The following is a 1914-nucleotide window of genomic DNA, read 5'->3' as shown; positions in this document are numbered from 1 at the left end:
GCCTGTGACCGTGTTAAACGGCAGACCGGGCTACATTAATTTTTTGGACGCCTTCAACGGCTGGCAGCTGGTGAAGGAGCTGAAGCAGGCAACGGGACTTCCCGCAGCCACATCCTTTAAGCATGTTTCACCGGCGGGGGCAGCAGTGGGACTTCCCTTAAGCGAAACCCTGGCAAAGATTTACTGGGTGGATGACCTGGGAGAGCTGTCTCCTTTGGCCTGTGCCTATGCAAGGGCAAGGGGAGCGGACAGAATGTCCTCCTTCGGAGATTTTATTGCCCTGTCCGATGTGTGTGATGTGGACACGGCAAGGCTGATCAAGAGAGAGGTGTCCGACGGGGTGATCGCGCCCGGCTACACAGAGGAAGCCCTTGCACTTTTGAAGTCTAAAAAGAGCGGAAACTATAATGTGATACAAATAGACCCGTCCTATGTGCCGGATCCGGTGGAAAAAAAGCAGGTATACGGCATTACCTTTGAACAGGGCAGAAACGAGCTGGATATCAATGGAGACCTGCTGTCCCATATTGTGACAGAAAACAAGGATGTTCCCGAAAAGGCTCTAACTGACATGAAAATTGCCTTGATCACTCTGAAATATACACAGTCAAATTCTGTCTGCTATGTGAAGGACGGACAGGCTATCGGAATCGGAGCGGGACAGCAGTCCAGAATCCACTGCACCAGGCTGGCAGGCAGCAAGGCGGACAACTGGTTTCTGCGTCAGTCTCCCCAAGTCATGGGACTTGAGTTTGTGGAGGGTCTGGGAAGGGCCGACAGAGACAATGCCATTGACGTGTACATGGGCGATGAGTATATGGACGTGCTGGCGGACGGCGTATGGGAAAAAACCTTCCGGGAAAAACCGCCTGTGTTTACCAGAGAGCAAAAACAGGAGTGGCTTTCGAAAATGGAGGGAGTTACCTTGGGCTCCGACGCCTTTTTCCCTTTTTCCGACAACATTGAGAGGGCGAAAAAAAGCGGTGTGAAGTACATAGCCCAGCCCGGCGGCTCCGTGCGGGACGACGCAGTGATCGAATGCTGCAATAAATATGGCATGGTCATGGCCTTTACGGGAATCCGGCTGTTTCATCACTAAAAAACTGCTTTATCATTTTGCGTCAGTGTGATATGATAAAAGGCAGATGTAAAGTACACTGAAAGGCTGGAGCACCATGAGCGAGACAAAGAATTTTATTGAAAACATCATTGACAAGGATTTGGCGGAGGGTGTGTACGATACGGTTCACACCCGCTTCCCGCCGGAGCCCAATGGTTATCTTCACATAGGACATGCCAAAAGCGTTTTGTTAAATTACGGGCTGGCAAAGGAGTACAACGGAAAATTCAACATGCGCTTTGACGACACCAACCCTACCAAGGAGCGGACCGAGTTTGTAGAGTCCATCAAGGAGGATATCAAGTGGCTGGGAGCGGACTGGGAGGACAGGCTGTTTTTTGCCTCGGATTACTTTGACCAGATGTATGAGGCGGCCGTAAAGCTGATTAAAAAGGGAAAGGCCTATGTCTCGGATTTATCCCCGGAGCAGATAAAGGAATACCGGGGCACTCTGACGCAGCCGGGAAGGGAAGACCCTGGCAGCGAAAGAGCCGTGGAGGAGAACCTTTCTCTCTTTGAGGATATGCGGGCCGGAAAGTTTAAGGATGGGGAAAAGGTGCTGCGTGCCCGCATTGATATGACATCTCCCAACATGAATATGCGTGATCCTGTGATTTACCGCGTGGCCCACATGACGCATCATAATACAGGGGATAAATGGTGTATTTACCCCATGTATGATTTTGCCCATCCCATCGAGGACGCCATAGAGGGGATTACCCATTCTATCTGTACGCTGGAATTTGAGGATCACAGGCCGCTTTATGACTGGGTGGTAAGGGAGCTGGAATATC

At 50.9% G+C, this 1914-nt stretch carries 2 protein-coding genes; both read left to right on the top strand.

Going from position 1 to position 1914, the window contains the following annotated elements; all coding sequences use genetic code 11:
- On the top strand, positions 1-1099 hold a 1099-nt coding region (locus AC1WIP_RS15285; protein ID WP_481142634.1), incomplete at its 5' end, for a phosphoribosylaminoimidazolecarboxamide formyltransferase.
- A gap of 76 nt (positions 1100-1175) precedes the next feature.
- Positions 1176-1914 (top strand): glutamate--tRNA ligase family protein (locus AC1WIP_RS15280; RefSeq protein ID WP_481142633.1); only part of this gene is annotated, 739 nt, incomplete at its 3' end.

It is taken from the genome of Acetatifactor sp. (genome assembly GCF_982438285.1).
This window is presented reverse-complemented; position numbering and strand designations above follow the sequence as displayed.